This is a genomic window from Bradyrhizobium sp. HKCCYLR20261, from assembly GCF_051168435.1.
Classification (GTDB): Bacteria; Pseudomonadota; Alphaproteobacteria; order Rhizobiales; family Xanthobacteraceae; genus Bradyrhizobium.
The window spans coordinates 59642-82652 of the sequence record NZ_JBNPUZ010000007.1; the positions used below are offsets into that span (position 1 = coordinate 59642).

At 64.8% G+C, this 23011-nt stretch carries 29 protein-coding genes; 16 read left to right on the top strand and 13 right to left on the bottom strand.

Annotated elements, in window-relative coordinates; genetic code table 11:
• The first annotated feature begins 4 nt into the window (after positions 1-4).
• Genes phnG through ACQR1L_RS18365 form a run of 9 tightly spaced genes read left to right on the top strand, consistent with a single transcriptional unit; the run spans position 5 to position 6955 of the window.
• Positions 5-457 (top strand): phosphonate C-P lyase system protein PhnG, encoded by a 453-nt coding sequence (gene phnG, locus ACQR1L_RS18325; protein ID WP_434859314.1) that lies wholly within the window; start codon positions 5-7, stop codon positions 455-457.
• Positions 457-1068, top strand: coding sequence for a phosphonate C-P lyase system protein PhnH (gene phnH / locus ACQR1L_RS18330; RefSeq protein ID WP_434859315.1), 612 nt, complete (start codon positions 457-459; stop codon positions 1066-1068). The genes phnG and phnH overlap by 1 nt, the downstream gene beginning before the upstream one ends.
• 3 nt (positions 1069-1071) lie before the next feature.
• A complete protein-coding gene (locus tag ACQR1L_RS18335) occupies positions 1072-2175 on the top strand; it encodes a carbon-phosphorus lyase complex subunit PhnI (RefSeq protein WP_434859316.1) in 1104 nt (367 codons plus the stop codon).
• Positions 2172-3056, top strand: a complete 885-nt coding sequence (locus ACQR1L_RS18340) for an alpha-D-ribose 1-methylphosphonate 5-phosphate C-P-lyase PhnJ (protein ID WP_434859317.1) — start codon at positions 2172-2174, stop codon at positions 3054-3056. The genes ACQR1L_RS18335 and ACQR1L_RS18340 overlap by 4 nt, the downstream gene beginning before the upstream one ends.
• Positions 3049-3843 (top strand): phosphonate C-P lyase system protein PhnK, encoded by a 795-nt coding sequence (gene phnK / locus ACQR1L_RS18345; protein WP_434859318.1) that lies wholly within the window; start codon positions 3049-3051, stop codon positions 3841-3843. The genes ACQR1L_RS18340 and phnK overlap by 8 nt, the downstream gene beginning before the upstream one ends.
• A gap of 11 nt (positions 3844-3854) precedes the next feature.
• Positions 3855-4553 (top strand): phosphonate C-P lyase system protein PhnL, encoded by a 699-nt coding sequence (gene phnL / locus ACQR1L_RS18350; RefSeq protein WP_434859592.1) that lies wholly within the window; start codon positions 3855-3857, stop codon positions 4551-4553.
• Between the two features lie 17 nt (positions 4554-4570).
• Positions 4571-5728, top strand: coding sequence for an alpha-D-ribose 1-methylphosphonate 5-triphosphate diphosphatase (locus ACQR1L_RS18355; protein ID WP_434859319.1), 1158 nt, complete (start codon positions 4571-4573; stop codon positions 5726-5728).
• Entirely contained in the window at positions 5725-6369 is a 645-nt protein-coding gene (gene phnN / locus ACQR1L_RS18360) for a phosphonate metabolism protein/1,5-bisphosphokinase (PRPP-forming) PhnN (RefSeq protein ID WP_434859320.1), read from the top strand. The genes ACQR1L_RS18355 and phnN overlap by 4 nt, the downstream gene beginning before the upstream one ends.
• Complete coding sequence (locus ACQR1L_RS18365; protein ID WP_434859321.1) at positions 6347-6955, top strand: pyridoxamine 5'-phosphate oxidase family protein; 609 nt, start codon at positions 6347-6349, stop codon at positions 6953-6955. Before phnN ends, ACQR1L_RS18365 begins: the two co-directional genes overlap by 23 nt.
• Positions 6956-6995: 40 nt before the next feature.
• Here ACQR1L_RS18365 and ACQR1L_RS18370 read toward each other — a convergent pair whose 3' ends face one another.
• From ACQR1L_RS18370 to ACQR1L_RS18380, 3 genes are all read right to left on the bottom strand, one after another.
• Positions 6996-7217 (bottom strand): hypothetical protein, encoded by a 222-nt coding sequence (locus tag ACQR1L_RS18370; RefSeq protein WP_434859322.1) that lies wholly within the window; start codon positions 7215-7217, stop codon positions 6996-6998.
• Positions 7218-8505: 1288 nt separating this feature from the next.
• Positions 8506-8829 carry a DMT family transporter gene (locus ACQR1L_RS18375; RefSeq protein ID WP_434859323.1) on the bottom strand — a complete coding sequence of 108 codons (324 nt, stop codon included), beginning with the start codon at positions 8827-8829 and terminating at the stop codon, positions 8506-8508.
• 185 nt (positions 8830-9014) lie between these two features.
• Positions 9015-9275: a hypothetical protein gene (locus tag ACQR1L_RS18380; protein ID WP_434859324.1), complete on the bottom strand. Its 261-nt coding sequence runs from the start codon at positions 9273-9275 to the stop codon at positions 9015-9017.
• A gap of 194 nt (positions 9276-9469) precedes the next feature.
• Between ACQR1L_RS18380 and ACQR1L_RS18385 the strand changes: the two genes are divergently transcribed.
• Positions 9470-10444: a quinone oxidoreductase family protein gene (locus ACQR1L_RS18385; protein WP_434859325.1), complete on the top strand. Its 975-nt coding sequence runs from the start codon at positions 9470-9472 to the stop codon at positions 10442-10444.
• A 76-nt stretch (positions 10445-10520) separates the two neighbouring features.
• On the opposite strand, the gene ACQR1L_RS18390 is transcribed toward ACQR1L_RS18385, so the two are convergent.
• Together ACQR1L_RS18390 and ACQR1L_RS18395 are read right to left on the bottom strand one after the other, a co-directional pair.
• Positions 10521-10778, bottom strand: a complete 258-nt coding sequence (locus ACQR1L_RS18390) for a hypothetical protein (protein ID WP_434859593.1) — start codon at positions 10776-10778, stop codon at positions 10521-10523.
• 151 nt (positions 10779-10929) lie between these two features.
• Positions 10930-11553, bottom strand: a complete 624-nt coding sequence (locus ACQR1L_RS18395) for a LexA family transcriptional regulator (RefSeq protein WP_434859326.1) — start codon at positions 11551-11553, stop codon at positions 10930-10932.
• 142 nt (positions 11554-11695) lie between these two features.
• On the opposite strand from ACQR1L_RS18395, the gene ACQR1L_RS18400 reads away from it, so the two are divergent.
• Positions 11696-12223, top strand: coding sequence for a GcrA family cell cycle regulator (locus ACQR1L_RS18400; protein WP_434859327.1), 528 nt, complete (start codon positions 11696-11698; stop codon positions 12221-12223).
• Between the two features lie 64 nt (positions 12224-12287).
• Positions 12288-12887 (top strand): DUF6456 domain-containing protein, encoded by a 600-nt coding sequence (locus ACQR1L_RS18405; RefSeq protein WP_434859328.1) that lies wholly within the window; start codon positions 12288-12290, stop codon positions 12885-12887.
• A gap of 59 nt (positions 12888-12946) precedes the next feature.
• Here the strand turns inward: ACQR1L_RS18405 and ACQR1L_RS18410 are convergent, their stop codons facing one another.
• Positions 12947-13300 (bottom strand): hypothetical protein, encoded by a 354-nt coding sequence (locus ACQR1L_RS18410; protein ID WP_434859329.1) that lies wholly within the window; start codon positions 13298-13300, stop codon positions 12947-12949.
• Positions 13301-13554: 254 nt separating this feature from the next.
• Between ACQR1L_RS18410 and ACQR1L_RS18415 the strand changes: the two genes are divergently transcribed.
• A complete protein-coding gene (locus tag ACQR1L_RS18415; protein WP_434859330.1) occupies positions 13555-13986 on the top strand; it encodes a hypothetical protein in 432 nt (143 codons plus the stop codon).
• Between the two features lie 45 nt (positions 13987-14031).
• Here the strand turns inward: ACQR1L_RS18415 and bamA are convergent, their stop codons facing one another.
• Complete coding sequence (gene bamA / locus ACQR1L_RS18420) at positions 14032-16299, bottom strand: outer membrane protein assembly factor BamA (RefSeq protein WP_434859594.1); 2268 nt, start codon at positions 16297-16299, stop codon at positions 14032-14034.
• A gap of 290 nt (positions 16300-16589) precedes the next feature.
• Between bamA and ACQR1L_RS18425 the strand changes: the two genes are divergently transcribed.
• Entirely contained in the window at positions 16590-17645 is a 1056-nt protein-coding gene (locus tag ACQR1L_RS18425; protein ID WP_434859331.1) for a hypothetical protein, read from the top strand.
• Between the two features lie 180 nt (positions 17646-17825).
• Here the strand turns inward: ACQR1L_RS18425 and ACQR1L_RS18430 are convergent, their stop codons facing one another.
• Both ACQR1L_RS18430 and ACQR1L_RS18435 read right to left on the bottom strand, forming a co-directional pair.
• On the bottom strand, positions 17826-18059 hold the full coding sequence (locus ACQR1L_RS18430; protein WP_012028945.1) for a DUF6894 family protein: 234 nt from the start codon (positions 18057-18059) through the stop codon (positions 17826-17828).
• 223 nt (positions 18060-18282) lie between these two features.
• A complete protein-coding gene (locus ACQR1L_RS18435) occupies positions 18283-18468 on the bottom strand; it encodes a hypothetical protein (RefSeq protein WP_434859332.1) in 186 nt (61 codons plus the stop codon).
• A gap of 25 nt (positions 18469-18493) precedes the next feature.
• Here ACQR1L_RS18435 and ACQR1L_RS18440 point away from each other — a divergent pair, with 25 nt between their 5' ends.
• Positions 18494-18682, top strand: coding sequence for a hypothetical protein (locus ACQR1L_RS18440; RefSeq protein WP_434859333.1), 189 nt, complete (start codon positions 18494-18496; stop codon positions 18680-18682).
• Positions 18683-18684: 2 nt separating this feature from the next.
• Here the strand turns inward: ACQR1L_RS18440 and ACQR1L_RS18445 are convergent, their stop codons facing one another.
• From ACQR1L_RS18445 to ACQR1L_RS18460, 4 genes are all read right to left on the bottom strand, one after another.
• Positions 18685-19011 (bottom strand): cupin domain-containing protein, encoded by a 327-nt coding sequence (locus ACQR1L_RS18445; RefSeq protein ID WP_434859334.1) that lies wholly within the window; start codon positions 19009-19011, stop codon positions 18685-18687.
• Entirely contained in the window at positions 19008-19670 is a 663-nt protein-coding gene (locus tag ACQR1L_RS18450) for a YqcI/YcgG family protein (RefSeq protein ID WP_434859335.1), read from the bottom strand. The genes ACQR1L_RS18445 and ACQR1L_RS18450 overlap by 4 nt, the downstream gene beginning before the upstream one ends.
• A 119-nt stretch (positions 19671-19789) precedes the next feature.
• Complete coding sequence (locus ACQR1L_RS18455; protein WP_434859336.1) at positions 19790-21082, bottom strand: MFS transporter; 1293 nt, start codon at positions 21080-21082, stop codon at positions 19790-19792.
• A complete protein-coding gene (locus tag ACQR1L_RS18460) occupies positions 21082-21927 on the bottom strand; it encodes a hypothetical protein (RefSeq protein WP_434859337.1) in 846 nt (281 codons plus the stop codon). The genes ACQR1L_RS18455 and ACQR1L_RS18460 overlap by 1 nt, the downstream gene beginning before the upstream one ends.
• On the opposite strand from ACQR1L_RS18460, the gene ACQR1L_RS18465 reads away from it, so the two are divergent.
• Positions 21854-22873, top strand: a complete 1020-nt coding sequence (locus ACQR1L_RS18465) for a GlxA family transcriptional regulator (protein WP_434859338.1) — start codon at positions 21854-21856, stop codon at positions 22871-22873. The two genes, ACQR1L_RS18460 and ACQR1L_RS18465, sit on opposite strands and share 74 nt — an antisense overlap.
• The last annotated feature ends 138 nt before the right edge of the window (positions 22874-23011 follow it).

Sequence of the window (23011 nt, forward strand, 5' to 3'; positions counted from 1 at the left end):
GGAGATGGACGGCAACACGATGCAGGATCGGCGCAGGACGGCGATGCAGGTCCTCGCACACGCCTCGCATGCGGATATCGCAGCCAGGCTGGAAAGCCTCGCGCTGCCGGATCATCAGGATCTGCGCGCGGCGGAGAATGGTCTCGTGATGCTGCGCGGCCGGGTCGGTGGCGATGGTGCCCCGTTCAATCTCGGTGAGGCGACGGTGTCGCGTGCGGCGGTTCGGCTCGGGAGCGGCGAGGTCGGCTTCGGCTACGTGCTCGGGCGCGATGGCGGCAAGGCGCGGCTGATCGCGCTATGCGACGCGATGATTCAATCGCAGGCCCATGCTCAAGGCGTCCTCACGCAAGTGGTCGCCCCGCTGCAGGCGCAACTGCAGGAAGACCGCCGGCGCCAGGCCCAGGAGGCTGCGGCGACGCGCGTCGACTTCTACACGATGGTCCGAGGAGAAGGCTGATGGCCATTGTGACGTCCGAGCTTCAGCCCGGGTTTTCCGACAAGGTTCTGGCAGCGCAGTCGACGTTCCGCACGGTGATGGAAGCCATGGCGCGGCCCGGCAGCGTGCGACACATCGAGGCTCCTGTGGGGCGGCCAGCATGCTTGATGCACGGTACCGCCGCGATCGCGTTGACGCTGTTCGATCACGACACCCCGATCTGGCTCGATGCGCCGTTGGCCGCAGCCGCGGAGGTCGGTGCCTGGCTCAAATTTCACACGGGGGCGCCGATCACTGGCAAGCCCTCGCAGGCGAGCTTCGCGCTGGTGGCCGCGCCCGACACGCTGCCTGATTTCAGCTCATTCGCGCTAGGTTCCGCCGAATATCCCGACCGTTCGACGACGTTGATCCTGCAGGTGGCGAGCCTGTCCGCTGGCCGGACCTTTCAGTTGCGCGGCCCGGGCATCGACGGAACGGCGACATTCGCCGCGTCGATCGCGCCGGCCGATCTGTTCGAGCGGCTGTCGATCAATGAGAGACTGTTTCCGCGCGGAATCGATGTGGTGCTGGTCGACGGTTCGTCGATCGTTGCCATCCCGCGCACGGCGCGGCTCGTCGCCGCAGGAGGTTGAGGCATGTATGTCGCCGTCAAGGGTGGCGAGCGCGCCATCGAGAATGCGCATCGGCTGCTGGCGCATGAGCGTCGCGGCGATCGCAATGTGCCGGATCTGTCGCTGGCGCAGATTTCCGAGCAACTCGGCCTCGCTGTCGATCGCGTGATGAGCGAGGGCTCGCTGTATGATCGCGAGCTCGCCGCGCTGGCCATCAAGCAGGCCCGCGGCGATCTGATCGAGGCGATCTTCCTGGTGCGCGCCTTCAGGGCGACATTGCCGCGCTTCGGTGCGAGTGAGCCGGTCGATACCGGTGCGATGCGGGTGCAGCGGCGGGTATCGTCGACGTTCAAGGACATCCCGGGCGGGCAGGTGCTCGGCCCGACCTTCGACTACACGCACCGCCTGCTCGATCCGCAGCTTGCGAAAGGGGCCGATCCCGAGTCCCCTGCGATGGCCGAGGCCTCGACTGCGCCGACGCCGCGAGTGACCGACATTCTTGGCCAGGATGGTCTCATCGAGCCGTCGCCGCAGGCGGAAGCCGGCGCTCCCGTTGGGGACCTGACGCGTGATCCCCTCGGCTTTCCGGCGGGGCGCGATCTGCGGCTGCAGAATCTCGCGCGTGGTGACGAAGGCTTTCTGCTTGCGCTTGGCTATTCGACGCAGCGCGGCTACGGCCGCAACCATCCGTTCGCCGGCGAGATTCGCTTCGGCGAGGTCGAGGTCGAGTTCTTCGCCGAGGAGGTCGGCTTTGCCGTGCCGCTCGGCTCCATCGAGCTGACCGAGTGTCAGATGGTCAATCAGTTCAAGGGCTCGGCCACCGAGCCGCCATGCTTCACCCGCGGCTACGGCCTCGCTTTCGGCCAGAGCGAACGCAAGACGATGTCGATGGCGCTGGTCGACCGCGCCCTGCGCGCGCGTGAACTGGGTGAGGACGTGATCGCGCCGGCGCAGGACGAGGAATTCGTGCTGTCTCATTCCGACAATGTGCAGGCGACCGGCTTCGTCGAGCATCTGAAGCTGCCGCACTATGTCGATTTCCAGTCCGAGCTTGGCCTGTTGCGCAAGCTGCGTCAGGAGTTCGCGGACGCCCATGCGGCTCCGGCCATGAAGGAGGCCGCGGAATGAACGCGCCGACCTACAATTTCGCCTATCTGGACGAGCAGACCAAGCGCATGATCCGCCGTGCGATCCTAAAGGCGATCGCGATCCCCGGCTATCAGGTGCCCTTCGCAAGCCGCGAGATGCCGATGCCCTATGGCTGGGGCACCGGCGGCGTGCAGGTCACAGCCGCCATTCTTGGACCGGCCGATGTGCTCAAGGTCATCGACCAGGGGTCGGACGACACGACGAATGCGATCTCGATCCGCAAGTTCTTCGCCAAGACGGCGGGGGTCGAGACCACGACCTCGACGGAAGCCGCGACCGTGATCCAGACCCGGCATCGCATTCCCGAGGCGCCGCTGCGCGACGGGCAGGTGCTGGTCTATCAGGTGCCGATTCCGGAGCCGCTGCGCTTCCTCGAGCCGCGCGAGACCGAGACGCGGCGCATGCATGCGCTGGCCGAATATGGCCTGATGCACGTCAAGCTGTATGAGGACATCGCGCGCTTCGGCCATATCGCCACCTCCTATGCATATCCGGTCAAGGTCAATGCGCGCTACGTGATGGATCCGTCGCCAACGCCGAAATTCGACAACCCCAAGATGGACAATTGTCCGGCGCTGCAATTGTTCGGCGCGGGCCGCGAGAAGCGGATCTATGCCATTCCGCCGTACACACCGGTCGTCTCGCTCGATTTTGAGGACCACCCGTTCACCCGCTATAAGTTCGATGCGCCCTGCGCGCTGTGCGGCGCGGAGGATTCCTATCTCGACGAGATCGTGACCGACGACAAAGGCAGCCGCATGTTCGTCTGCTCCGATACCGACTATTGCGAGGGCCGGCAGGCCGCGGGGCATCGCGGCGTCCAGAGCGCCGCTCCGCATAAGGAGATCGCTCATGGCTGAGACGATCGGCGCATCCGACCAGCCGCTGCTGGTCGCCGAGGGGCTTGCCAAGAGCTATGGCCGTCTCGCCGCCTGCCGCGACGTGTCCTTCGTGCTCTATCCGGGCGAGGTGCTCGCCATCGTCGGCGAATCCGGTTCGGGTAAGTCGACGCTGCTGCAGATGCTGTCGGCGCAGCTTGCGCCGAGCGCGGGGCGCGTGTCCTACCGGATGCGTGACGGTGTGCTGCGTGATCTCGCCGAGCTTGGCGAGGCCGAGCGCCGCTTCCTGTTCCGGACCGATTGGGGCTACGTGCATCAGGATCCTGCGCAGGGCCTGCGCATGGCGGTCTCTGCCGGCGCCAATGTCGGCGAGCGGCTGATGGCGGTGGGCTGGAACAATTACGGGCGGATCCGTCAGACCGCATCGTCCTGGCTCGAACGCGTCGAGATCGACGTCGCGCGAATCGATGACGCGCCGCGCACCTATTCGGGCGGCATGCGGCAGCGGCTGCAGATCGCGCGCAATCTGGTGACCGAGCCGCGGCTCGTGTTCATGGACGAGCCGACCGGAGGGCTCGACGTGTCGGTGCAGGCGCGCCTGCTCGACCTGATGCGCAGCCTCGTCAACGAACTCGGCCTCGCGGCGATCGTCGTGACGCATGATCTTGCGGTCGCGCGGCTGTTGTCCCATCGTGTGATGGTCATGAAGGAGGGGCGGGTGATCGAGACCGGCCTCACCGACCAGGTGCTCGACGATCCGCGCGAGCCTTACACGCAGCTTCTCGTCTCCTCGATCCTTCCGCCATGAGCCAGACCGCAATGACCGTGATGATCGATATCGAAAAGGCCGAGAAGACCTTCACCATGCATCTGCAGGGCGGCATTTCGCTGCCCGTGGTGCGCGGCGTCTCGTTCCAGGTGATGTCAGGCGAATGCGTGGTCCTGTCGGGTCCGTCGGGCGCGGGCAAGTCGTCGATCCTGAAGATGATCTTCGGCAACTATCGCTGCGACGCCGGCCGTATCGCGGTCCGGCATCAGGGCGAGATGGCCGATCTCGCCAGTGCCGAGCCGCGTCAGGTCCTCAACGCCAGGCGCCTGACCATCGGCTATGTCAGCCAGTTCCTGCGCGCGGTGCCGCGCGTGGCGGCGCTCGATGTCGTTGCCGAACCGCTGCTGACGGCTGGGCTGTCACGCGACGAGGCGCGGGCACGGGCGGGTGAGCTGCTCGGCCGACTGAACATTCCCGAGCGGCTGTGGTCGCTGCCGCCGTCAACCTTCTCCGGCGGCGAGCAACAGCGCGTTAACATCGCGCGCGGCTTCATCTCCGATCTGCCCGTGCTGCTCCTGGATGAGCCGACCGCCTCGCTCGATGCGGCGAACCGTGCCGTCGTGGTCGATCTGATCGCGGGGAAGAAGCAACAGGGCGTGGCGATGCTGGCGATCGTCCATGATGACGAGATCCGCGCGCAGATCGCGGATCGCACGGTCGACGTCACGACATTCGCAGCGGCCGCCTGAGAGGTGATGGATTGCAGATGAGCGCGAACATGTCCGACATCGTGATAGGCAACGCGAAGCTGGTGCTGGCCGACCAGGTGATCGAGCAGGGGTGGGTGACGATCGCCGACGGCCGCATCGTCGAACTCGGCGAGGGCGCCTCTCCCGCGGGAAGCCTGGATGCCGGCGGCGACCTGCTGATGCCCGGCCTGGTCGAGTTGCACACCGATCATCTTGAAGCGCATTTCGTGCCGCGTCCGAAGGTCTATTGGGATCCCGTGGCGGCCGTGATCTCCTACGACGGTCAGCTTGCGACCGCCGGGATCACGACCGTGCTGGACTCGCTGCGGGTGTGGAGCGAGGAGGGCGCCGAGGGCGTGGATGGTCAGGCCAACGTGCTTGCCGATGCCATCGCGACCGCGCGTGATGGCGGGCTGCTGCGCACGAGTCACTTCCTGCATTTGCGCTGCGAGGTGCCGATGCCGACCGTGGTCGAGGAAGCGCGTCAGCTGGCCGGGCGTTCCGACGTGCGGCTGATGTCGCTGATGGACCATACGCCGGGGCAGCGTCAGTTTCGCGACGAGGGCAAGCTCCGCGACTACTACCGCGGCAAGAGCGGCGGCAAGACCGATGCCGAGCTCGACGTCATGTTTGCGCGACGTTTCGCCTATCAGCAGGCCTATGCGGCGCCGAACATGCGGGACATCGTCGCGCTGGCCAAGGCGCACGGCGTGCCGCTGGCGAGCCATGACGACACCACCGAGGAGAACGTCGCCGACGCGATCAAGGACGGCATCGCGGTCGCCGAATTTCCGACCACGATCGAGGCGGCGCGCGGCCTGCATGACGCGGGCATCAGCATCCTGATGGGGGCGCCGAATGTGGTTCGCGGCGGCTCGCACTCGGGCAACATCGCCGCGGTTGATCTCGCCCGCGAGGGATTGCTGGACATCCTGTCGTCGGACTACGTGCCATCGAGCCTCCTAATGGGCGCGCTGCAATTGCCTGAGCGCGTCCCGTCGATCGATCTCGCTGCAGCCGTGCGGACCGTGACGAAGGCGCCGGCCGATGCGGTCGGGCTGAACGACCGTGGCGAGATCGCCGCCGGCAAGCGCGCGGACCTGATCCGCGTTCACATTGCCGGCCAGGTGCCCGTCGTGCGCAGCGTCTGGCGGGAAGGAACTCGGGTGGCATGAGCGAGGTGCGGGCTGCATCGCTGGATCTGCGAGAGAGGCTCGGTCCGGGGCACTTGGTCCTCGTGGTTGGGCCGAGCGGCGCGGGCAAGGATACGTTGCTCAATGTCGCGCGCCGCGAATGCGCCGCCGATGACCGCGTCGTCTTTCCGCGGCGGGTCGTCACGCGCGAAGCCTCCGCCTTCGAAGACAATCTGGAAATGAGCAAAGCCGGCTTTCGCGAAGCGCTCGCCGCCGGCGATTTCGCGCTGCATTGGGATGCCCACGGCCACGGCTACGGCGTGCCGCGCTCGATCAACGACGACATCCTGGCCGGCCGAACCGTCGTCGTGAATGTCTCCCGCACGGTGATTCAAGCTGCGCGTCGCGACTATGCTCATGTCATCGTCGTCGCCATCACCGCGCCGGCCGACGTTCTCGCCGAGCGTCTGGGCAAGCGGCATCGTGCGAGTGACGGCGACATCGGCGAGCGTCTCCACCGTGCCGTAAGCGACGACGACGTGACAGCGGATGTCACGATCGTCAATGTCGGTGATCCCGCGCCGCACGGCCGCCGCCTGGCCGAGATCATCAAGGGGCGGAGTGACGGAGCGCCGATCATAGCTAACGAGGGAAGCAGCCATGTCGATCATCACCACGATTGAACAGCTCGAGGCGATCTATGGCGAAACCGGGCTGGCCTCGACGGCGAAGGTCGCTGATCGCGTCACGCCGCATTATCGGGTGATGATCGAGAAATCGCCGTTCGTGGCGCTCGCGACCTGCGGTCCCGAGGGGCTCGACTGCTCGCCGCGCGGCGACCTGCCCGGCTTCATCCGTATTCACGACGACAAGACGCTGATGATGCCGGATCGACGAGGCAACAATCGGGTCGATTCACTGCGCAACATAGTTCGTGATCCGCGGATCGGCCTGCTGTTCCTGATTCCGGGATCCGGCAACACGCTGCGCGTGAACGGCCGTGGTCATCTCTCGACGGCGACCGACCTGCTGGAATCCTTCCGCATGGAAGGCAAGCTGCCGCGGTCCGTGCTCGTGATGACCGTGGAGGAAATCTACTTCCAGTGCGCGCGGGCCATCGTTCGAGCCGATCTTTGGAACCCGGACAAGCGGGTAGATGCACGAGAGTTGCCCACGCCCGGTCAGATCCTGGCGGCAATGACGGCCGATATCGACGGGGCCGCATATGACCGCGAGTGGCCCGAGCGTGCGCGCCAATCCATGTGGTGAATCCGGCGCGGCGCGCGCTGGAGCAATTCGGCTGGAATGATCAGGCGGCGACGTCGAGCAGGCGCGATGACCCCCTGACGAGGGTCTTGCGCCCGTCAACGGTGAGCGTCGCGGCGCCGTTGCTGATGTGCGCAAGGCCGAGGACAGTCAGCTGTTCGACGATCATGCCGTTCAGCCGCCGGCGGTCACGCGCGGGAATGCGAAGCGCCTTCAGCGTCTCCCATTGATCCGGCGTGAGCTCGTGTTCGACATCTGCGTTCATGGGGCCTCGAATGTTGCCGTCCAGCCTTCGTCTTAGAAAGTCAGCGTGACGAAGATGCGACCTTCATGCATCCGTAGTGCTACGGCCGTTCATTACGCCGGAAGCTGCGGTGAATTAATTCAAATTTGAATGATCTCGAATGTGCGGTGCCGCATGGACGCCGATGTTAGCGGTGAACAATGGTCGCGGGTTAACCGAACATTAAGGCAAGGGTTCGTGGAGGAGCGGTAACGCCACTGTCACATGCGTGTGTCAAACGGCGCCATCGTCCTGCTCGAATCGGCCGGTGCGCATCCGTGACTCGAAAACGCGTCGAATGGCTGACTTGAACGACGCCCCGCTGCCGCAGGCGAACCGCAGAACCTGGTTGCGCGGCCTCGGAGGTCTTGCGCTGAGCCTCTCGATCGCGTGCCTGGCGGTGTATGTGCTGACGCGCGCCGTCAAGAAGCTCGATATCTCGCATGTGCTGTCGATCGCCCAGGCGACGGACAAGCATCTGATCGCGATCGCGCTGGCGCTGGTCGTGCTCTCCTATGCGAGCTTGACCCTGTATGATCTGTTCGCGCTGCGCACCATCGGCCGTCACGATATTCCCTATCGCGCTGCGGCGATCGGCAGCTTCACGAGCTATCCGATCGCGCATGGAATAGGCGCGGTCGCGCTGATCTCGCCACTGGTTCGCTACAGGATCTACGCGCCTTACCGGCTCCGCGCGATCGACATCGCCAATATCAGCTTCCTGACCGGCCTGACCTTCTGGCTCGGCAATCTCACCGCGCTCGGCCTGAGCCTGATGATCGATCCGGATGCGTTCGGATGGGTGGAGTATTGGCCGCCCGCGCTCAACCGGGGCGTGGCAGCCGCGCTGCTTTGCGCCGTGTTCGTCTTCGTGATCTGGAGCTGGCCGGGCCGGCGCAGCCGGCGTTGGCCGGTTCGTCTCCCATCCGGTCCGGCGGTGCTGCTGCAGATCCTGGTCGGCGTGTTCGAGTTGAGCAGCGCGGCGCTCGCGATGTATGTGCTCATCCCGGCCGAACTGAACATCGGCGTCGTCAGGCTCATGGCGGTGTTCATCGCGGCGACCTTGCTCGGCTTCGCCAGTCACGCGCCCGCCGGGATCGGGCTATTCGACGCGACAATCCTGCTAGGGCTCGCCGGCGCGGATCAGGAGCGGCTGCTCGCGGCGCTGTTGATATTTCGTGTTCTCTATCACCTGCTGCCGTTCCTGCTTGCGCTCCTCCTGTTCGGCGGTGTGGAGTTGTTTCGATCGCATCGGAAGCCAGCAGCGGAATCAGACTGGCGAGTTCAGCTTCAGTCCGACCATGCCGGTGATGATCAGCGTCAGGCAGAACAGCCGCATTGGATCGGCGGGCTCGCTGTAGAGGGCCATGCCGACAAGGATGCTGCCGGCGGCGCCGATCCCGGTCCATACCGCATAGGCGGTGCCAAACGGCAGTGAGCGCAGCGCCAGCGACATCATCCCAAAGCTGAGCAGGATCGCGATCACGGTGGCGACGGTCGGCCAGAACCGCGTCAGACCATCGGAATGCTTGAGGCCGAGCGCCCAGAGAATCTCGAGCAGACCGGCTGCGAGCAGGAACAGCCAGCCGCTCATGGGAACGGCTCACTGGGTCGTGCGGACGCGCGCGGCCTCGGACCTGCGTCCCGGACAAGCAGAGCTTTTGCGCGAAACAGTCCGATCATTCCGTCACCCCCCGCGCGGGTCGCAGCTGCCCTCCATGTGCATCGTTCGCACGACGCGCATATGACAGATGATGAAGTCGGGGCGAGGATTGCGGACTATCGCTCCTCCATCATCGTGAAGACGAAGCCGGTCAGCGTGGCGCCGACCGTGAAGGACAACGTCAGCACACCGACGAAGATCATGAAGGTGATGTGCGGGTCGAGGCTGTGCTCGATCAGCGTCGAGATGCCGAAGGCGTCCAGCTGGGTCAGCGCGAAGGCGAAGCCGAGCCCCAGCGCGGCGCCCATGAAGGTGTGGCAGGCAAGCTCGATCAGGATGGCCGGCTTGGCCACGGCGCTGCGTCTTTTCGGCGGCATCAGCCTGTCCTCCGCATTCGCCGGAGAACGCTGGAACGGCGAGCGTGGTTCCTCGGCTGCCGCGCAGGGCGCAGCAAAGCCGATTGCCAAACCGAACCGACTGCGGCTACGGATTCAAACTTCGGCGGCGCAGCCGAGGGCGCGAGAGCGCGCAGTTGCACAAGCGCAATTCGACAAGGGAGGATGGACAGCAGATGACCCACGCCATTCGTTTCCACAAGACCGGCGGCCCAGAGGTCCTGACCTGGGAGCAGGTCGAGGTCGGCAAGCCCGGTGTCGGCGAAGCGCGAATCCGTCAAACCGCGGTCGGCCTGAACTTCATCGACATCTACAATCGGTCCGGGCTCTATCCGGTCCAGCTGCCAAGCGGCCTCGGCAGCGAAGGCGCCGGCGTGATTGAGGAACTGGGCGAGGGGGTCACCGATCTCAAGGTGGGTGACCGGGTCGCCTATGGCTCGTCGCCGCTCGGCGCCTATTCGGAGGCGCGGCTGATCCCGGCTGCGCAACTGCTCAAGCTGCCCGACGAGATCGACGACAAGACCGCGGCAGCGATGATGCTGAAGGGGCTGACCGCCCAATACCTGATCCGGCAGACCTACCGCGTCAAGGCGGGCGACACCATTCTGCTGCATGCCGCCGCGGGCGGCGTCGGCCTGATCCTCAGCCAGTGGGCCAAGCATCTCGGCGTGACCGTCATCGGCACCGTGTCGAGCGACGAGAAGGCGGAGCAGGCGAGGGCGCATGGTTGCGACCACACCATCGTCTATACGCGGGAGGACTTCGTCGCGCGCGTGAACGAGATCACGGGCGGCAAAAAGGTGCCGGTGGTGTATGATTCCGTCGGCAAGGATACGTTCCTGAAGTCGCTCGATTGTCTTGCGCCGCTCGGATATGCGGTGCTGTTCGGTCAGTCCTCCGGCACGGTCGATCCGCTCAATCTCGGGCTTCTCGCCCAGAAGGGTTCGCTGTTCGTGACGCGGCCGACGCTGTTCACCTATGCGGCCAGACGCGAGAGTCTGGTGGCGATGGCCAATGAGCTGTTCGATGTCGTCAAGTCGGGCGCGGTGAAAATCGAGGTCAACCAGACCTATCCTCTCAAGGAAGCCGCCAGGGCCCACGCCGATCTCGCCGCGCGGAAGACGACGGGATCCACCGTCCTGCTCGTCTGAGCTCACAGCGGGGCGTCCGCAAGGCGTCGCCTGATGAAGCCGCCCCCGCCCGTTCGCGCGGAGGGACGTCTTTCGATCAGACCTGCTCGTGCTTGCGCAGATCGCGCAGGTGGTCGAACCGGGCCGCCTGCAGATCGGCGTCTTGCCCGTCGATCTCCGGCACTGCGGCTTCGGACATGACGTCGCGCGTGATGTCCGCGACCGAGTGGCCGACGATCTCGTGAATGAAGCTAATGTTCGAATACTCTCCCGACGTGACCCGCGCGACGACGTCGCGCCGGGTCAGTTCAGGATCGACGACGGCCTCGCGCCCGCGGCGGCCATAGTCGATCATCACGACGAATACTGCATGAAGCGCCAGTTCGCCTCCGGACCAAATCGGCCGCTGCATTATTTCTGAAAATAAGAAAATGTCAAGGCGAATCGTCTTGCCGTCTCAGGCACCGCGCGCGAGGAGGCCCGAGGTCCTCCTCGCGCATTCTTTTTCAACGTTCCTTGTTCGCCGCGCGGGCGCGTGACTTGGCGGCCGCCTTGGCGCGGATCCGCGAGATCTGGCCGCGCGGCAGGGTCACGAAGATCTCGCCGATCCAGTCCAGCTTGACGCCGACGATCGGCTTGGCGTTGAAGCTCTTCAGATTGACCACGGACGGCGATTTGCCGCGCTCGATCGTCTTCAGATAGCGCTCGCCGGACTTGAGGCGCACCACGGCTTCCTCGCCGTAGAAGCTCGACAGCGGATGTCGCTGTTCGCGATAGACGACGATGACGTCGCCATTCTCATATTTCGGCAGCATCGAATCGCCCATGACCTCGAAGGCGATGGTCTCCTCGGAGATCGGGAACGGCAGGGCGACCTCGCCCATGCCTTCGAGCGGCACCTGCTCGAAATCGGGCTCGATCACCGAGCCGGCGCCGACCCGGCCCATGATCGGAACGGAGTTCAGCTCCAGATATTCGGTGATCAGCGGGATTTCGGCGGCCTTGATCAGGCGCTGGCCTCCGAGGATCTCGGAGACGGCGCCGGGCCGCACGCCCATGGCGCGGGCCAGCCCTCCCTTCGTTTTTCCCGGCTTCTCGAGTGCACGCTCGATCATGGCGACGTCCAACATGGCATTGACCCCTTTTGCGAATCTCGGAAAGGATTATACGTTTCGATTTATCAGAACTCAAGCTTGACTTTTCCTTCGGAATAACGGAAATTAAGCCGGCATGCAAGAGCCGGCGGTCGAAATCCAGAAGAAAGAGGCAAGAATGCAGTCCACCGATTGGCCCGATTCACATTCCAGCGCGCTCCGCGAGCTCCATGCCAGGGGGCTCTCCTACGCCGAGATCGCCCGGGCGCTCAATGCGCAGTTCGGTACGGCCTATACCCGCAATGCGACGCTCGGCCGCGGCAAGCGGCTCGGTCTCGTCGCGCCGGCAGCCCCCAGAATCGCTCGCTCCGAAGCCCGGCCGATGTCGGCGGCGTCGGGAACCCGCCATCGACGCGCCGAGGCCCCGGACCGGCCGGTGTCGGCGCCGCAGCGCAAGACCCGGGTCAAGCTGCGCTCGGTCGGCATCAGCCCGCGGCTGCTGTCGCTCGACCAGCTCGAGCCCGGCGATTGCCGCTACCCCTATGGCGGCGACCGCGATGATGATCCCATCACCTTCTGCGGTCATCCTCGCCAGCCCGGCTCCTGCTATTGCACGCCGCATTTTCATCTCACGCGTGAGCCCGCCGAGCCGGCGACCGACCGGCCGACGGGCCCTCTGACCCTGCGGCTCGTCGCCGCCGCGTGAGACGCGGTCTGAGACGCAGTCCCTGCCACAGACCTGATTTCCTTCACAGTTCCGGAGACGAGACATGGCGCGCCCTCGACGCAGCAAATCCATTCGTATTGCCAAGACGCACGACCGCCGGGCAGCCCAGCTGCCGCGGAACGCGGATGTCGTTCCGGTCGAAATCGACGATCCCCTCGCGCTCGAACCGGGTGAAAAAATCGTCGCGCTGCGCTCCGTGCGCGGCGATCCGCTGGGACGGCTGCACGCGCACAAGCAGCTCGACGACGCCCAGTACCAGGCCGGACGTGCGTTTCAGAACGACTGGGAGCGGGCCGAGCGCGGGCCGCAGGCGATCGACCCGTCGCGCGACCATGTCGATGGCGCGCGCGGACGCGAGCCGGTCACTGAAGCGCAGCGGCAGGCGGTCCTGCGTCTCAATCGCGCCGAGCGCGAGCTTGGCGCTGATGGGGCCGCCATCACCCATGACGTTCTGGTGCAAGGTCTGACCATGGAGCAGGTCGGGCACAAGCGCGGGCTGGCCAGCCAACGCTGGAACGACTATTTCGCCCGCCGCTTCAAGGAGTGCCTGGACCGGCTGGCGGTGGTGTACGGTCTTGCAACGGAGCGCACGGCGCTCCGGCCTGGGCAAACGCTGCGATCGAGCCCGCGGCGCGAGACCTAAAGGCATCTCCAACCAGCGCAGCGAGCGCCGGTCGCCTCCTCAGTCGAGGTGTCCGGCGTTCAGGGATGCGGCGCGACGGTGTACGTCGTGCTGTAGGGCTCGACCCGCAGCGACGCATGGGCGAGCAGGGCGATCTTGGCCGACGGAGCCATCTGCAGCTCGCCATTTGGTCCACGATGGACATTGTACTGCCAGGCCGTGAGATCGCCCTTCTGGGACAGCGCGTGCGCGATCGCACCGGCATCATTGCCGCCGATCGTCTTCATCTCGTCGGCCGTCAACCCGATGACGATCTCGTCCTTGACCGTCACCACCTTGAACAAGGACGTCTTGGCCTCCTCGGCCAGCGCGGCGGACGCAGTCAACGCCAGCGTGGCGAGAGCGCCGAACATGGGGCGGGTCAATGAAGTCATGAGGTCTCCTGCTCGTCATCATATCGTCGTCGCTGAGCGCGCAGGCTTTGGTGGTCTGCAGGTGGCTTTCGGTTCGCGGAAAATGCTTGAAATAATTGCGGCGAAGATTTGAACCAGGTGGCGCGAGCCGAGTCTAAGCACTCTCATGTGCAAACGAAAAGCTGTTCGTCCCGGGTTGAATCCCTTGTTGACGCAGGTCAAGCTGCCTGCTTCGGCTTGTCGTATCAGAGACGCGCGAAGTGACGGGGGATGCCATGTTCACAGGTAACTATCTGTTCCGTTCATCCGGCGGCAAGGCCGCGCTTGCAGCTGTCGCGGCGATCGCCTTCACAGCGGCCGACCCGGTGCCGGCCGGCGCGCGGGGGGCTGGCCCGGCCAGCAAGGCAGCGGTCGCCAAGGTGGCGTCGAGCGACGTCACGGATCTGAGCGCGCGTCGACGCCATCGTCGTGTCTACCGGGGCAACCCCGCCGCCGGCCTTGCCATCATGGGCGCGATGATCGGTACGATCGGCGCGATTGCCGCGCATCAGCACGACGACGACTACTACTATGGGCCGGGGTACTATGCGGGACCCGGCTACTACGGGCCGCCGAGGGTGTACTATGCACCGCAGCCCTATTACGGCCATCCGTACTACGGCCACCCATATTATGGGCCGCGCGTTCACTACTACCATCCGTACTGAACGGATGCTGCGGCGATGAGGCCCGTCCGGGCGCCGGCGTTTCGCCTAGAAGCCGCCGGCGCTGAAGCGGAATGGCTGCACCACGTCGTAAGCCGCCTTGCTGATCGGAACCGCATAGTCGACCGTGAGCGGCCCGAACGGCGAGGCCCAGGTCATGCCCACGCCGACCGATGACCGCAGCACATTCCGGTTCGCGACCTGCGCGTTCTGCATTGGTCCGCGATAGCCGAACACGGTGCCGGTATCGACGAAGGCGGATGCCCGCAGGCCGTACTCCTGCGGCAGGCCGGGAATGTTGCCCTGCAGCTCCGCGGTGGTCGCCCAATACATGCTGCCGCCGACATTGTCGCGCGTCGATCCCGGCGTGAGATCGCGCGGACCGAAGCCGCCGGGCGCGAAGCCGCGCACCATGGTGGGACCGCCGAAGAAGCTATTGAGAAGCGGCGCCTGCTGGCCGCCCCATCCGGTGATGTAGCCGCCCTGGGCGCGCACCATCGCGGTCAGGTCCCGATTGACGGCGCGGTAGTAGCGGACGTCTCCGGTCGTCCGCAGAAAGCGCACGTCGCCGCCGAGGCCAGCGAGATTCTGCGTCAGTTGTGACCGGATGCCGCTGGTTGGGAACTTGTTGTTGTCGAGCGTGCTGGTGGTGATCGTATTGCCGAGCGAGGACACGGTCTGCCGTCCCGCATTGACCGCCTGTCGCACCGGCAACGAAGCCGCCGCCGGCGAGATCCCAGGCGCGAGCACCACCTTCTGGTCGTAGAGCGAGTAGCGCCACAGCATGGCGGTCTGCTCGCTGACCGGCATGCCCAGAGTGAGAGCGCCGCCATAGGTATTGCTGCCGAACGCCTGGAAGTTGCTCACCATGTTCTGGCGTGCGAACAACTCCAGGCCGGGTGTTGTCCGGCCGAGCGCATAGGGCGACGTGAAGGACAGGGTGGCGCCGCGCGCGAACTGGCCGTAGGTGAATTTCGCCTGCGCCGTGTTGCCTGTGCCAAGCACGTTGCGGTCGCCGATCTTGACCTCGGCGAGCAGTCCGTCCGTCGAGGAATAGCCGCCGGACACGTTGAAGTCGCCGGTGGCCTGGTCAACGGCTTCGACGTCCAGCACGATACGATCCCGCGTCGATCCCGGCCGCGTGGTGATTTTGACGGTCTTGAAATAGTTCAGGCTGCGCAGACGCCGCTCGGCGCGATCGACCAGCGTCCTGTTGTAGGCGTCGCCTTCACCGATATCGAATTCGCGGCGGATGACGTCGTCCCGGGTGTTCGTATTGCCGTGAATCTCGATGCGCTCGACGTAGCTGCGCCGTCCCTGCTCGACCTGGATGGTGATGTCGGCCAGGCCTGCCGGAGCATTTCGGGTGATCTTGGGCTCGATTTGCGCGAATGGAAAGCCGAGCCTGCCGAGTTCGGCCGTCAGCACCTCCGAGGTCTTGTCGAGCTTGCTCTCGTCGAACACGTCGCCTTGCTGCGCCGGCACCAGCGCCCGCAGGCTGTCGCAGGACAGACCCTGCACGTTGCATGCGACGTCGATTGCTCCAAACTTGTAGAGCCCGCCTTCCTCGATCGAGAACACGAGATTGTAACCGCTGTTCGCCGCATCGTAGTCGACGCTCACATTCGTCACCTCGGCGTCGGCATAACCGTGGCTACGATAGTATTGCCGCAGCAGCTCGCGATCTTCATTGACCCGATCGGCGTCATAGACGTTGCCGCCGGTCACGAAGCTCAGCACGTGGGTCGCCGAGGTCTTGATCACGGCATGCAGTTGACGCGCGCCATAGGCATGATTGCCGACGAAGCTGATGGCGCGGACCGGCGTCTTCTTGCCTTCGGTGATGGTGAAGACCAGATCGACGCGATCGTTGCCGCGATCGATGATTTCCGGCACGACACGGACGTCGTCACGGCCGACGCGATGGTAGGCCTGAATGATGCGGACGACGTCGTCCTGCACGGTCGCGCCTCGCAGACCTGCGCGCGGCTTCGATAGCACGGCCGCTGTCAGGTCGGCGTCCTTCACCTTCTTGTTACCTTCGAAGACGACGCGATCGAGCACTTTTGCTTCCCGGAGGCGGACGACGATCCGGCCGCCGGTACGGGCGAGCTTCACGTCGTCCACCAGTCCCGTGGCAATCAGCGACTTCAATCCCGCGTCGAGCGCGGCGGCGTCGTAGCGTCCTTTGGCATCGGCATGGAAATAGGCGCGCACCGTGTCGGCATCGACGCGTCGATTGCCTTCTACGACAAGGGTTTCCGCTGATGCCGTTCCGCACTGAAACGCTGTTGCCGCCAGTGCCGCCAACAGCATTCTGCTGCTGCGCGATCTGCCGAAGGCAGGGAGACGATCGTCCCGGGCGGTCATGTCTCTACGTCCTGCCTGCTCGTCATCGGCAGGATGCAAGAGCGGGCGGACGGCCAAATCATGTCAGGGCCATGGAGACTTGCGGGCCATGAATCACGCCTGCGAAAGCGCCAGGGGATCGGAACCGATGGAGGCCGCAGAATCGACGCAGAGTCGATTCAAACGCCAGTCAACATCGTTCGACATCTGCTGGCGCCGGCAAGGCGCTGGCGTCGCAAACCAGGTGGGAACAGACCATGCGTGCGATCGCTCTGGCCCTCATTGTTTGTACCTTCGTACAATCGGCCCTGGCTGCGGCGATCGTTCCGGAGATCGACCCGCGCGCCTCGCTCGGCGTCGTGCAGCAGTGGATCTACAATTATCGGACAAAGCCGGACTATGCTCACGTGCCGGCTGCCGTGCGCGTGCTGTTCCACTCGCAGACCTTCAAGGAGCCGGAAAACTCGGGAATCTATCTCGGCTTCATCGCTGGGGCGATCGGCTCCAATCCGGCCAAGGCCGAGCAACTGATCAACAGCTTCTTTCCTGTGCCTCCGGAGGAGGAGTGGGTGATCGTCCGGGCCATCGCCTATTCAGGCGTGCCGGAATGGCGCAACCTCCTGCGCAAAGTGGCGCCGCGGATGCCTGGGCGCCGCGTGATGATCGACGGCTATCTCAGCGGCACGCAGCCGACGCTGATGGAGATTCCGCTGGAGGAGGCGAAGCCGGGAATGATGGACAAGCTGCGCGGCGCGTTCACGCAGAATCCGTTCAAGAAGGAGGAGCGCAAGCTCGACACAAGGCTGAGCTACGCGACGCACCAGGATCTGCTCGACATCCTCTGGGGCTATTACTTCGCAACCGGCTCGCGCATCCCGATCCAGCGCATCGTGCAGATGCTGCCCTGGGCGAAGAGCCGCGACACCGTCGACAAGCTCACCGTCGGCAGCATGGCGCGCTACACGCTCGCCAGCTACTCGGTGCGTGACGCCGGTCTGCGCGACTATCTGCGCGAGGAACTGGCGCGTCAGTCAGGACCCGTCAAGGAGCCGTTGAGGGAAGTCGTGGAGGCTGCCGACACGGTGCAGTTGGGTGCGGTGCGCAAGGATGCCGTCGCCGCCGTCGAAGAGCTCAAGACCAAGGGCTCCGATGCCCGGCGCAACATGGATTTCTGGGGACAACTTGGGGTCGGGGCCCTGGCGCTCGGATGCGTCTCGGCCGCTGCGCTGGGGCAGGTCGCGGTCGGCATTCCCTGCGTGATCGGCGGCTCAGCCTCGCAGGGACTGCTGTCGTTCTGGGAAAAGCAGCAATAGATGCTCGCGATCGGCTGCTCGATCTCTTCGGTGCCACGTGCAGCGCGATGACCAGCAGTGGCGGTGATTGCGGATTCGAGGCCGCCGAGATGCTCTGATAAGTTGCGGCCGTGGCGCCAAATTCTACGAAAGGTTGTGACTTCTGCCGGATGCTCTTGCGCGCCGACGGGCCCGGAAAAATCAGGACAGGCTCGCCTTCACCGCTGCTGGATAGACCGGCTCGCGGTGAATTTCCGCGCCGGACTCGTCGACCACGACGATCGAAAGCCTGCGGTCTGTAATGCGGGGATCGTGCCGCAACCGCCGGGCCAAATCCCGGCTGTGCTCGATGGCCCCCGCACTTGTCGCGAATTCCAGGCCGGTCCGGTCCCGGGTTGGAATGCCATCCTTCATATCGAAATAGTAAGTGCGCATGGTCTTCCCGCAGCCGCTGTCGTGCGGGAGCGGGGGCGGACCCGACGCAGGACCCGCCCCCATGCTCCCCCAGGGCCAAACTATAGAAGACCTCTAATGTGGAGGACAAGCTTACCGCTGCCGGAATTCCCCTGTTGCGTTCGGTAAATGACCGTTTCCCCTGGCGTCGTTAGCCGGAAACTGCCACAAAGCTCAAATTGCGCCGCCGAATTCAACCTATCGGTCAGTTCGGCTTGCTGCAGGAGTTGTTCACTGGCATACTTTCTACCTCTTCGGGTTCCGCGCGGTCGATTTCCAGCCGGGCCATCCTGAGGATCAGCGTCGCAGTCGTCAGACCGAGACTCTCCGCCTCGATTGCTGCAGTATCTACCTTGCGTGCAAGGCCTTCACGTTTGCTAAGGACTGGCATTACTGTTTCCTGCCAAAGGTGCGAGATGAAGAATCCCACATTCATCGCGGAGCTGCACACCAAGCTCGGAGCCCCATCGAGCGAAGCCGTGGAGAGCCTTCGTCTATTGAAGGCTTTCCTGAAGCTGGCTCCGGGCCAGCGCATCGAAGTGATCGAAATGGTCGAGCGGTTGAATTCCGCCCCTCGTCCGGAAACGGACTGTCCTCTCTCCTGAAGCTATGTCTCCTGACTGCAAGCAAGAGATGCGGGTGGCCGCGTAGCAATCGCGTAGATTGCATCGTCAAGCGCTTCCGATTCGTGCAGCGTCCCAGCCGGCAAGAGGATCTTGTCACCGGCGGTGCAGACGCGCTCGCCGCCCTCCCAGCGAAACGTCAGCCGTCCCTTGATCACGACGAGGATTTCGTCGACCGGGTGGGTGTGGAAGGCGTGAACCTTTCCGGCCGCATCGTGCTGCAACTCGATGCAGCCCTGGCTCGGCAGAAGCGCGAGGATGTCGGGATCGATCGCGAAATCGGTTTTCGTTGCAGCGATGATCTGGGTCATGCGGCTTGCTCCTTATCTCCGATGGACGATGGCTTGCCCTGGGCCAGCTTGTGGAAGGGACAGGCCGGCGGCGGCTGGTTGTCGTCGTAGAGGAAGTATTGCTTGAACTCCCGGCCCTCCGGATTGCCGTAGCGGCCGAGCAGGGGAGAAGGCCTCGTCGTGTCGAACGGGATCAGCCGCTTGCGCACCTCGTCGAAGGCCTTGGCCGCGGCTTCGTCCGTGCCGAGCATGCGCTCGAACACCCAGCGCGGCTGGAAGGTGAGCATGAAAGCGCTCGAGCGTCGGCTCTGCCGCATCACGTGCGCCGGCGTGCTGCAGACGACGAAGATCGGTTCGCCCGCAAACGAGAATTCCCACATCGGATGGTCGACCGTCTCCGGAATCTCTGCAGGCCAGGCCTGCTTGTCGATCTGAGCGAGCTGATCGAGGATCTGCCAGAACTTCTTGTAGTAGGCGTCCATCGTCTGCACGGGACGCGGCCGGGTGAAGAGGATCAGCGACGTGTTGGGCCCGTGAGATCTGCTCTCGGATACGAATAGAGCGAGTTGCTGGCCGAGAACGTCGATGTCGATCGGGTCGAGAAACAGATAGCGCAACTGATCGTGGCGATAGCCCGCGACGCCGAATACGCAAGGAAAGGGTCTTGCTTCGCTGCTCATCTGAGCTTCGAATTCAGAAAACAGGACGCTTTGCCAGCTCCCGGCTGCATGGCCGGATCGGACTTCGTCCTTTCTCAAGTACAAACGCGACATACTGACCCTCTCTGTTTTCTTATGATTTAAGTACGAAGTATCAACTTGTGCCTCATCATCAGCGGCCCGAGCAGTCCAGGAAGCGACATCAAAAGAAGGATCTCGATCAGCGCGGCGTAGCTGCCGTCGCTGGCCACCGTGCGCAGGCTGCCGCCGGCGTCCGCGCCGAGGCCGCTCGCCGCCACCATCGCAAGCGCGATCACCGGCTGCGCCAGACCGGCGAACACGCCGGCGGTGGTCGTGTTGATCGACGCGCCTACGCCGATGCGCTCCGCCGTATAGAGCGACTTGGTGCATTTCAGGATCAGCGGCACGGTGCCGCCGGCCACCAGGCCCAGCACCGCGAACACCGCGCCGACATAGAAGAAGCCGAGCGCATGCGCGAAGGCCGGCAGGAGGAGTGCGACGAGCAGCATGCGCAACAGGGTGATGGCGATCAGCGCTCCGTGCAGCGACCGCGTCCGGTCTGCCGCGTGACCGAGAAAGATCGATCCGACCGCATTGCCGACCATGAAGGCGAGCAGCGGGCCCCCGGCCGCCGAGGACGAGAGGCCGAAGTAATGGGCGACCATCGGGATGCCCCACACGCCGGCCAGCGTCGTGACGACCGCGAAATGCGCCGCGAAGCTCATGGCGCAGCCCCAGTTCGCCGCCGATCCGAGCGCGTGCCAACTCGCGATCAGCACGCTCTTGAGCGTCCTGGCGGCATTGTTCGCCGGCGCAGCCTTGAGCACCGTGGATGCGCAGGCAAGATTGGCGACACCGACGCAGGCGATGAACAGGAAGCAGGCGCGCCAGCCGAAGCCGCTGATCGCAGCCGCGAGCGGCGTGGTCGCGATGACGCCGCCGGCATAGCCTGACACCTGGGAGATGCCGGACATCAGGCCGAAGCGCTGATCGGAGAAGCTTTGAGCCACGAGCTTCAACAGCGCCGTGAACACCAGCGCGTCGCCGCAGGCGACGACGACGCGCGCGATGAAGACATCGAACAGCGTCGGCGACAGCGCGAAGGCGGCGCTGCCGAGCGCGGACGCGGCCATGCTGCAAAGGACGACACGCTTGACGCCGTAGCGATCGACCAGCACGCCCGCAGGAATCTGCATCAGGGTGTAGCCCCAGAAGTAGCTCGAGGCGAGCATCGCGACGCCGGATGCGTCGGTGCCGAAATCACGGACGAAGCCGAGGCCCACGGTCTGCGGCGACATCCGCTGCAGGAAGGCGATGGCGTAGGCGAACGCCACCGTCCCCCACGCGATATAGGCGCGATCGGCAAATCTCGGTTGTGACGCTGCGACCGCCTGATGTCCGAGAACCGCCATCACAGCCTCGCATAGCCGACGGAGAACAGCGCGTCGGCCGAGTTCGGGATGATCTGGGACATCGCCGTCTCCACCAGGGAGGCTCTGCCGTGATAGTCCTGCTTGATATGCTGGATGTGCCCGTAGGCGCCGCGCATGATCATGCCGGGCACCTCGAGCGGCTTGCCCGGATAGATCGTGGCGCACATCTCGACGCAGGCTGCCTGCAACGCGGCATCGGCCGGTTCGCCGAGCAGCGACGGGGCGACCTTCTCGCAGATCTTGGCGTTGGCGGCCCACACGATCGGATTGCGTGTGCGCCAACCGTACAGAATGCCTTCATCGCTCACAGCACCGGGATGCTTGAGGATCTGCGACGTAAAGAATCCATACAGGCCACGCCCCTGATGCGCCGGCAGCACTTCGGTCCCGCTGCGATAGATCGCCAGCCGTCCCGCGACGGTCATCACGCGATAGACGGAGAAGGCGACCAAGCCGATATGATCGTAGACGAGAACGAGGCTGTATTTGCTGTCGAATGGCGAAGAGGCGGCGGTCCAGTGCGGTTCGATTGCTTTCCAGTTAATAGCAATGATCGAATTCATCGCATCCATGATCGGCTGCCGATCCGGCGCCTGGATCTGCGACGCGTCGTGAAAGCTGTAGACGGTGTAGTCGTCCCAGGGCGAGGCGATGGTCGGATAGCGGCCATCCAGGTTTCGCGACATCGCGTGAACTCCAGCACTGCACGTCGAGCTATACAGGCCGCTATTCGATGGCTTAAAGGACAATATGCCCTCGAAATCTGCCAACTCAGCTCGGCGTTTTGCGGTGCGCCGCGACGGCGCGGAGCGGCGGCTCGCCATCTTCGCGTTTCCCGGCGTGACTCTGCTCGATGTCTCCGGTCCCGCGCAGGTCTTCGCCGAACTCAGCGAGATCGAGCTGCCGGCGCCCGGCTACGCGCTGACCTACGTGTCCAGGGATGGCGGGCTGGTGCCGACCGATGTCGGCTTGATGATCGACACTGCGCCGATCTCGTCGCTGAAGCCGACCGAGGTGGATACGTTGCTCATTCCGGGCGGCCCTGGCATCTGGAAGCTGCGGCAGGATACAGCCGCTATGCATTGGATCGGCGAAGTGCTCCCGGGTGCGCGGCGGATCGCCTCAGTCTGCCTCGGCGCCTTTGCCCTCGCGTGGGTGGGGGCGCTCGAAGGCAAGCGGGCTGCGACACATTGGCGCTACTGTCCGCGGCTGCAGGACAGCTTCCCCAACGTCAAGGTCGAGCCGGACGCCATCTTCGTCCAGGACGGCCGAATCTGGTCGTCAGCCGGCGTCAGTGCCGGCATTGACCTCGCGCTGGCGATGATCGAGGAGGATTTCGGTCACACCATCGCGCTCGACGTGGCGCGCCGCCTCGTCGTGTTTCTCAAGCGTCCCGGCGGTCAGAGCCAGTTCTCGACCGTGCTCGCCGCGCAGGCGTCCGACGTCGAGGGGCGGTTCAGTGCGCTGCATGCCTGGATCATCGAGAACATCGCCAGCGACCTCCGCGTCGAGACGCTGGCGGCGAAGGCCGGCATGACGCCCCGGACCTTTGCCCGCACCTATGTCGGGCGAACCGGCATGACGCCCGCCCAGGGCGTCGAGGCGCTCAGGGTCGAGACGGCGCGCCTTCTGCTGGAAAGCCGCCAGGTCGATAGCGTGGTCGAGGTGGCCAAGCGGGCCGGTTTCGGCGACGACGAGCGCATGCGGCGGGCGTTCCTGCGGCATCTCGGTGTGTCGCCGTCGGAGTATCGGCGGCGGTTCTCGAGCTGAGGGCGTCGTCCCCGATTCCGGGATATCTCAGCCGTTTCGCCGCGGTTCGCGGCTTTCGGCTTGCATTGCGGTTAATCGAGGTGCCCACGGTCGGACCGGAACGGCCGTGCCGTCTGCAATCGCTCTAAGGCTTCCGTA

Bases quoted from the DNA above. Each gene is read 5' to 3' on its own strand.
- ACQR1L_RS18455 (WP_434859336.1), bottom strand. From the start codon at position 21,082: ATGGCGGTTCTCGGACATCAGGCGGTCGCAGCGTCACAACCGAGATTT.
- ACQR1L_RS18370 (WP_434859322.1), bottom strand. From the start codon at position 7,217: ATGAACGCAGATGTCGAACACGAGCTCACGCCGGATCAATGGGAGACG.
- ACQR1L_RS18445 (WP_434859334.1), bottom strand. From the start codon at position 19,011: ATGACCCAGATCATCGCTGCAACGAAAACCGATTTCGCGATCGATCCC.
- ACQR1L_RS18355 (WP_434859319.1), top strand. From the start codon at position 4,571: ATGAGCGCGAACATGTCCGACATCGTGATAGGCAACGCGAAGCTGGTG.
- ACQR1L_RS18415 (WP_434859330.1), top strand. From the start codon at position 13,555: ATGTTCACAGGTAACTATCTGTTCCGTTCATCCGGCGGCAAGGCCGCG.
- ACQR1L_RS18410 (WP_434859329.1), bottom strand. From the start codon at position 13,300: ATGACTTCATTGACCCGCCCCATGTTCGGCGCTCTCGCCACGCTGGCG.
- phnG (WP_434859314.1), top strand. From the start codon at position 5: ATGGACGGCAACACGATGCAGGATCGGCGCAGGACGGCGATGCAGGTC.
- ACQR1L_RS18435 (WP_434859332.1), bottom strand. From the start codon at position 18,468: ATGCCAGTCCTTAGCAAACGTGAAGGCCTTGCACGCAAGGTAGATACT.
- ACQR1L_RS18395 (WP_434859326.1), bottom strand. From the start codon at position 11,553: ATGTTGGACGTCGCCATGATCGAGCGTGCACTCGAGAAGCCGGGAAAA.
- ACQR1L_RS18465 (WP_434859338.1), top strand. From the start codon at position 21,854: ATGCCCTCGAAATCTGCCAACTCAGCTCGGCGTTTTGCGGTGCGCCGC.
- ACQR1L_RS18390 (WP_434859593.1), bottom strand. From the start codon at position 10,778: ATGATCGACTATGGCCGCCGCGGGCGCGAGGCCGTCGTCGATCCTGAA.
- phnL (WP_434859592.1), top strand. From the start codon at position 3,855: ATGACCGTGATGATCGATATCGAAAAGGCCGAGAAGACCTTCACCATG.
- ACQR1L_RS18385 (WP_434859325.1), top strand. From the start codon at position 9,470: ATGACCCACGCCATTCGTTTCCACAAGACCGGCGGCCCAGAGGTCCTG.
- phnH (WP_434859315.1), top strand. From the start codon at position 457: ATGGCCATTGTGACGTCCGAGCTTCAGCCCGGGTTTTCCGACAAGGTT.
- ACQR1L_RS18365 (WP_434859321.1), top strand. From the start codon at position 6,347: ATGTCGATCATCACCACGATTGAACAGCTCGAGGCGATCTATGGCGAA.
- phnK (WP_434859318.1), top strand. From the start codon at position 3,049: ATGGCTGAGACGATCGGCGCATCCGACCAGCCGCTGCTGGTCGCCGAG.
- ACQR1L_RS18380 (WP_434859324.1), bottom strand. From the start codon at position 9,275: ATGCCGCCGAAAAGACGCAGCGCCGTGGCCAAGCCGGCCATCCTGATC.
- ACQR1L_RS18375 (WP_434859323.1), bottom strand. From the start codon at position 8,829: ATGAGCGGCTGGCTGTTCCTGCTCGCAGCCGGTCTGCTCGAGATTCTC.
- ACQR1L_RS18340 (WP_434859317.1), top strand. From the start codon at position 2,172: ATGAACGCGCCGACCTACAATTTCGCCTATCTGGACGAGCAGACCAAG.
- ACQR1L_RS18425 (WP_434859331.1), top strand. From the start codon at position 16,590: ATGCGTGCGATCGCTCTGGCCCTCATTGTTTGTACCTTCGTACAATCG.
- ACQR1L_RS18450 (WP_434859335.1), bottom strand. From the start codon at position 19,670: ATGAGCAGCGAAGCAAGACCCTTTCCTTGCGTATTCGGCGTCGCGGGC.
- phnN (WP_434859320.1), top strand. From the start codon at position 5,725: ATGAGCGAGGTGCGGGCTGCATCGCTGGATCTGCGAGAGAGGCTCGGT.
- ACQR1L_RS18430 (WP_012028945.1), bottom strand. From the start codon at position 18,059: ATGCGCACTTACTATTTCGATATGAAGGATGGCATTCCAACCCGGGAC.
- ACQR1L_RS18335 (WP_434859316.1), top strand. From the start codon at position 1,072: ATGTATGTCGCCGTCAAGGGTGGCGAGCGCGCCATCGAGAATGCGCAT.
- bamA (WP_434859594.1), bottom strand. From the start codon at position 16,299: ATGCTGTTGGCGGCACTGGCGGCAACAGCGTTTCAGTGCGGAACGGCA.
- ACQR1L_RS18405 (WP_434859328.1), top strand. From the start codon at position 12,288: ATGGCGCGCCCTCGACGCAGCAAATCCATTCGTATTGCCAAGACGCAC.
- ACQR1L_RS18440 (WP_434859333.1), top strand. From the start codon at position 18,494: ATGAAGAATCCCACATTCATCGCGGAGCTGCACACCAAGCTCGGAGCC.
- ACQR1L_RS18400 (WP_434859327.1), top strand. From the start codon at position 11,696: ATGCAGTCCACCGATTGGCCCGATTCACATTCCAGCGCGCTCCGCGAG.
- ACQR1L_RS18460 (WP_434859337.1), bottom strand. From the start codon at position 21,927: ATGGCGAGCCGCCGCTCCGCGCCGTCGCGGCGCACCGCAAAACGCCGA.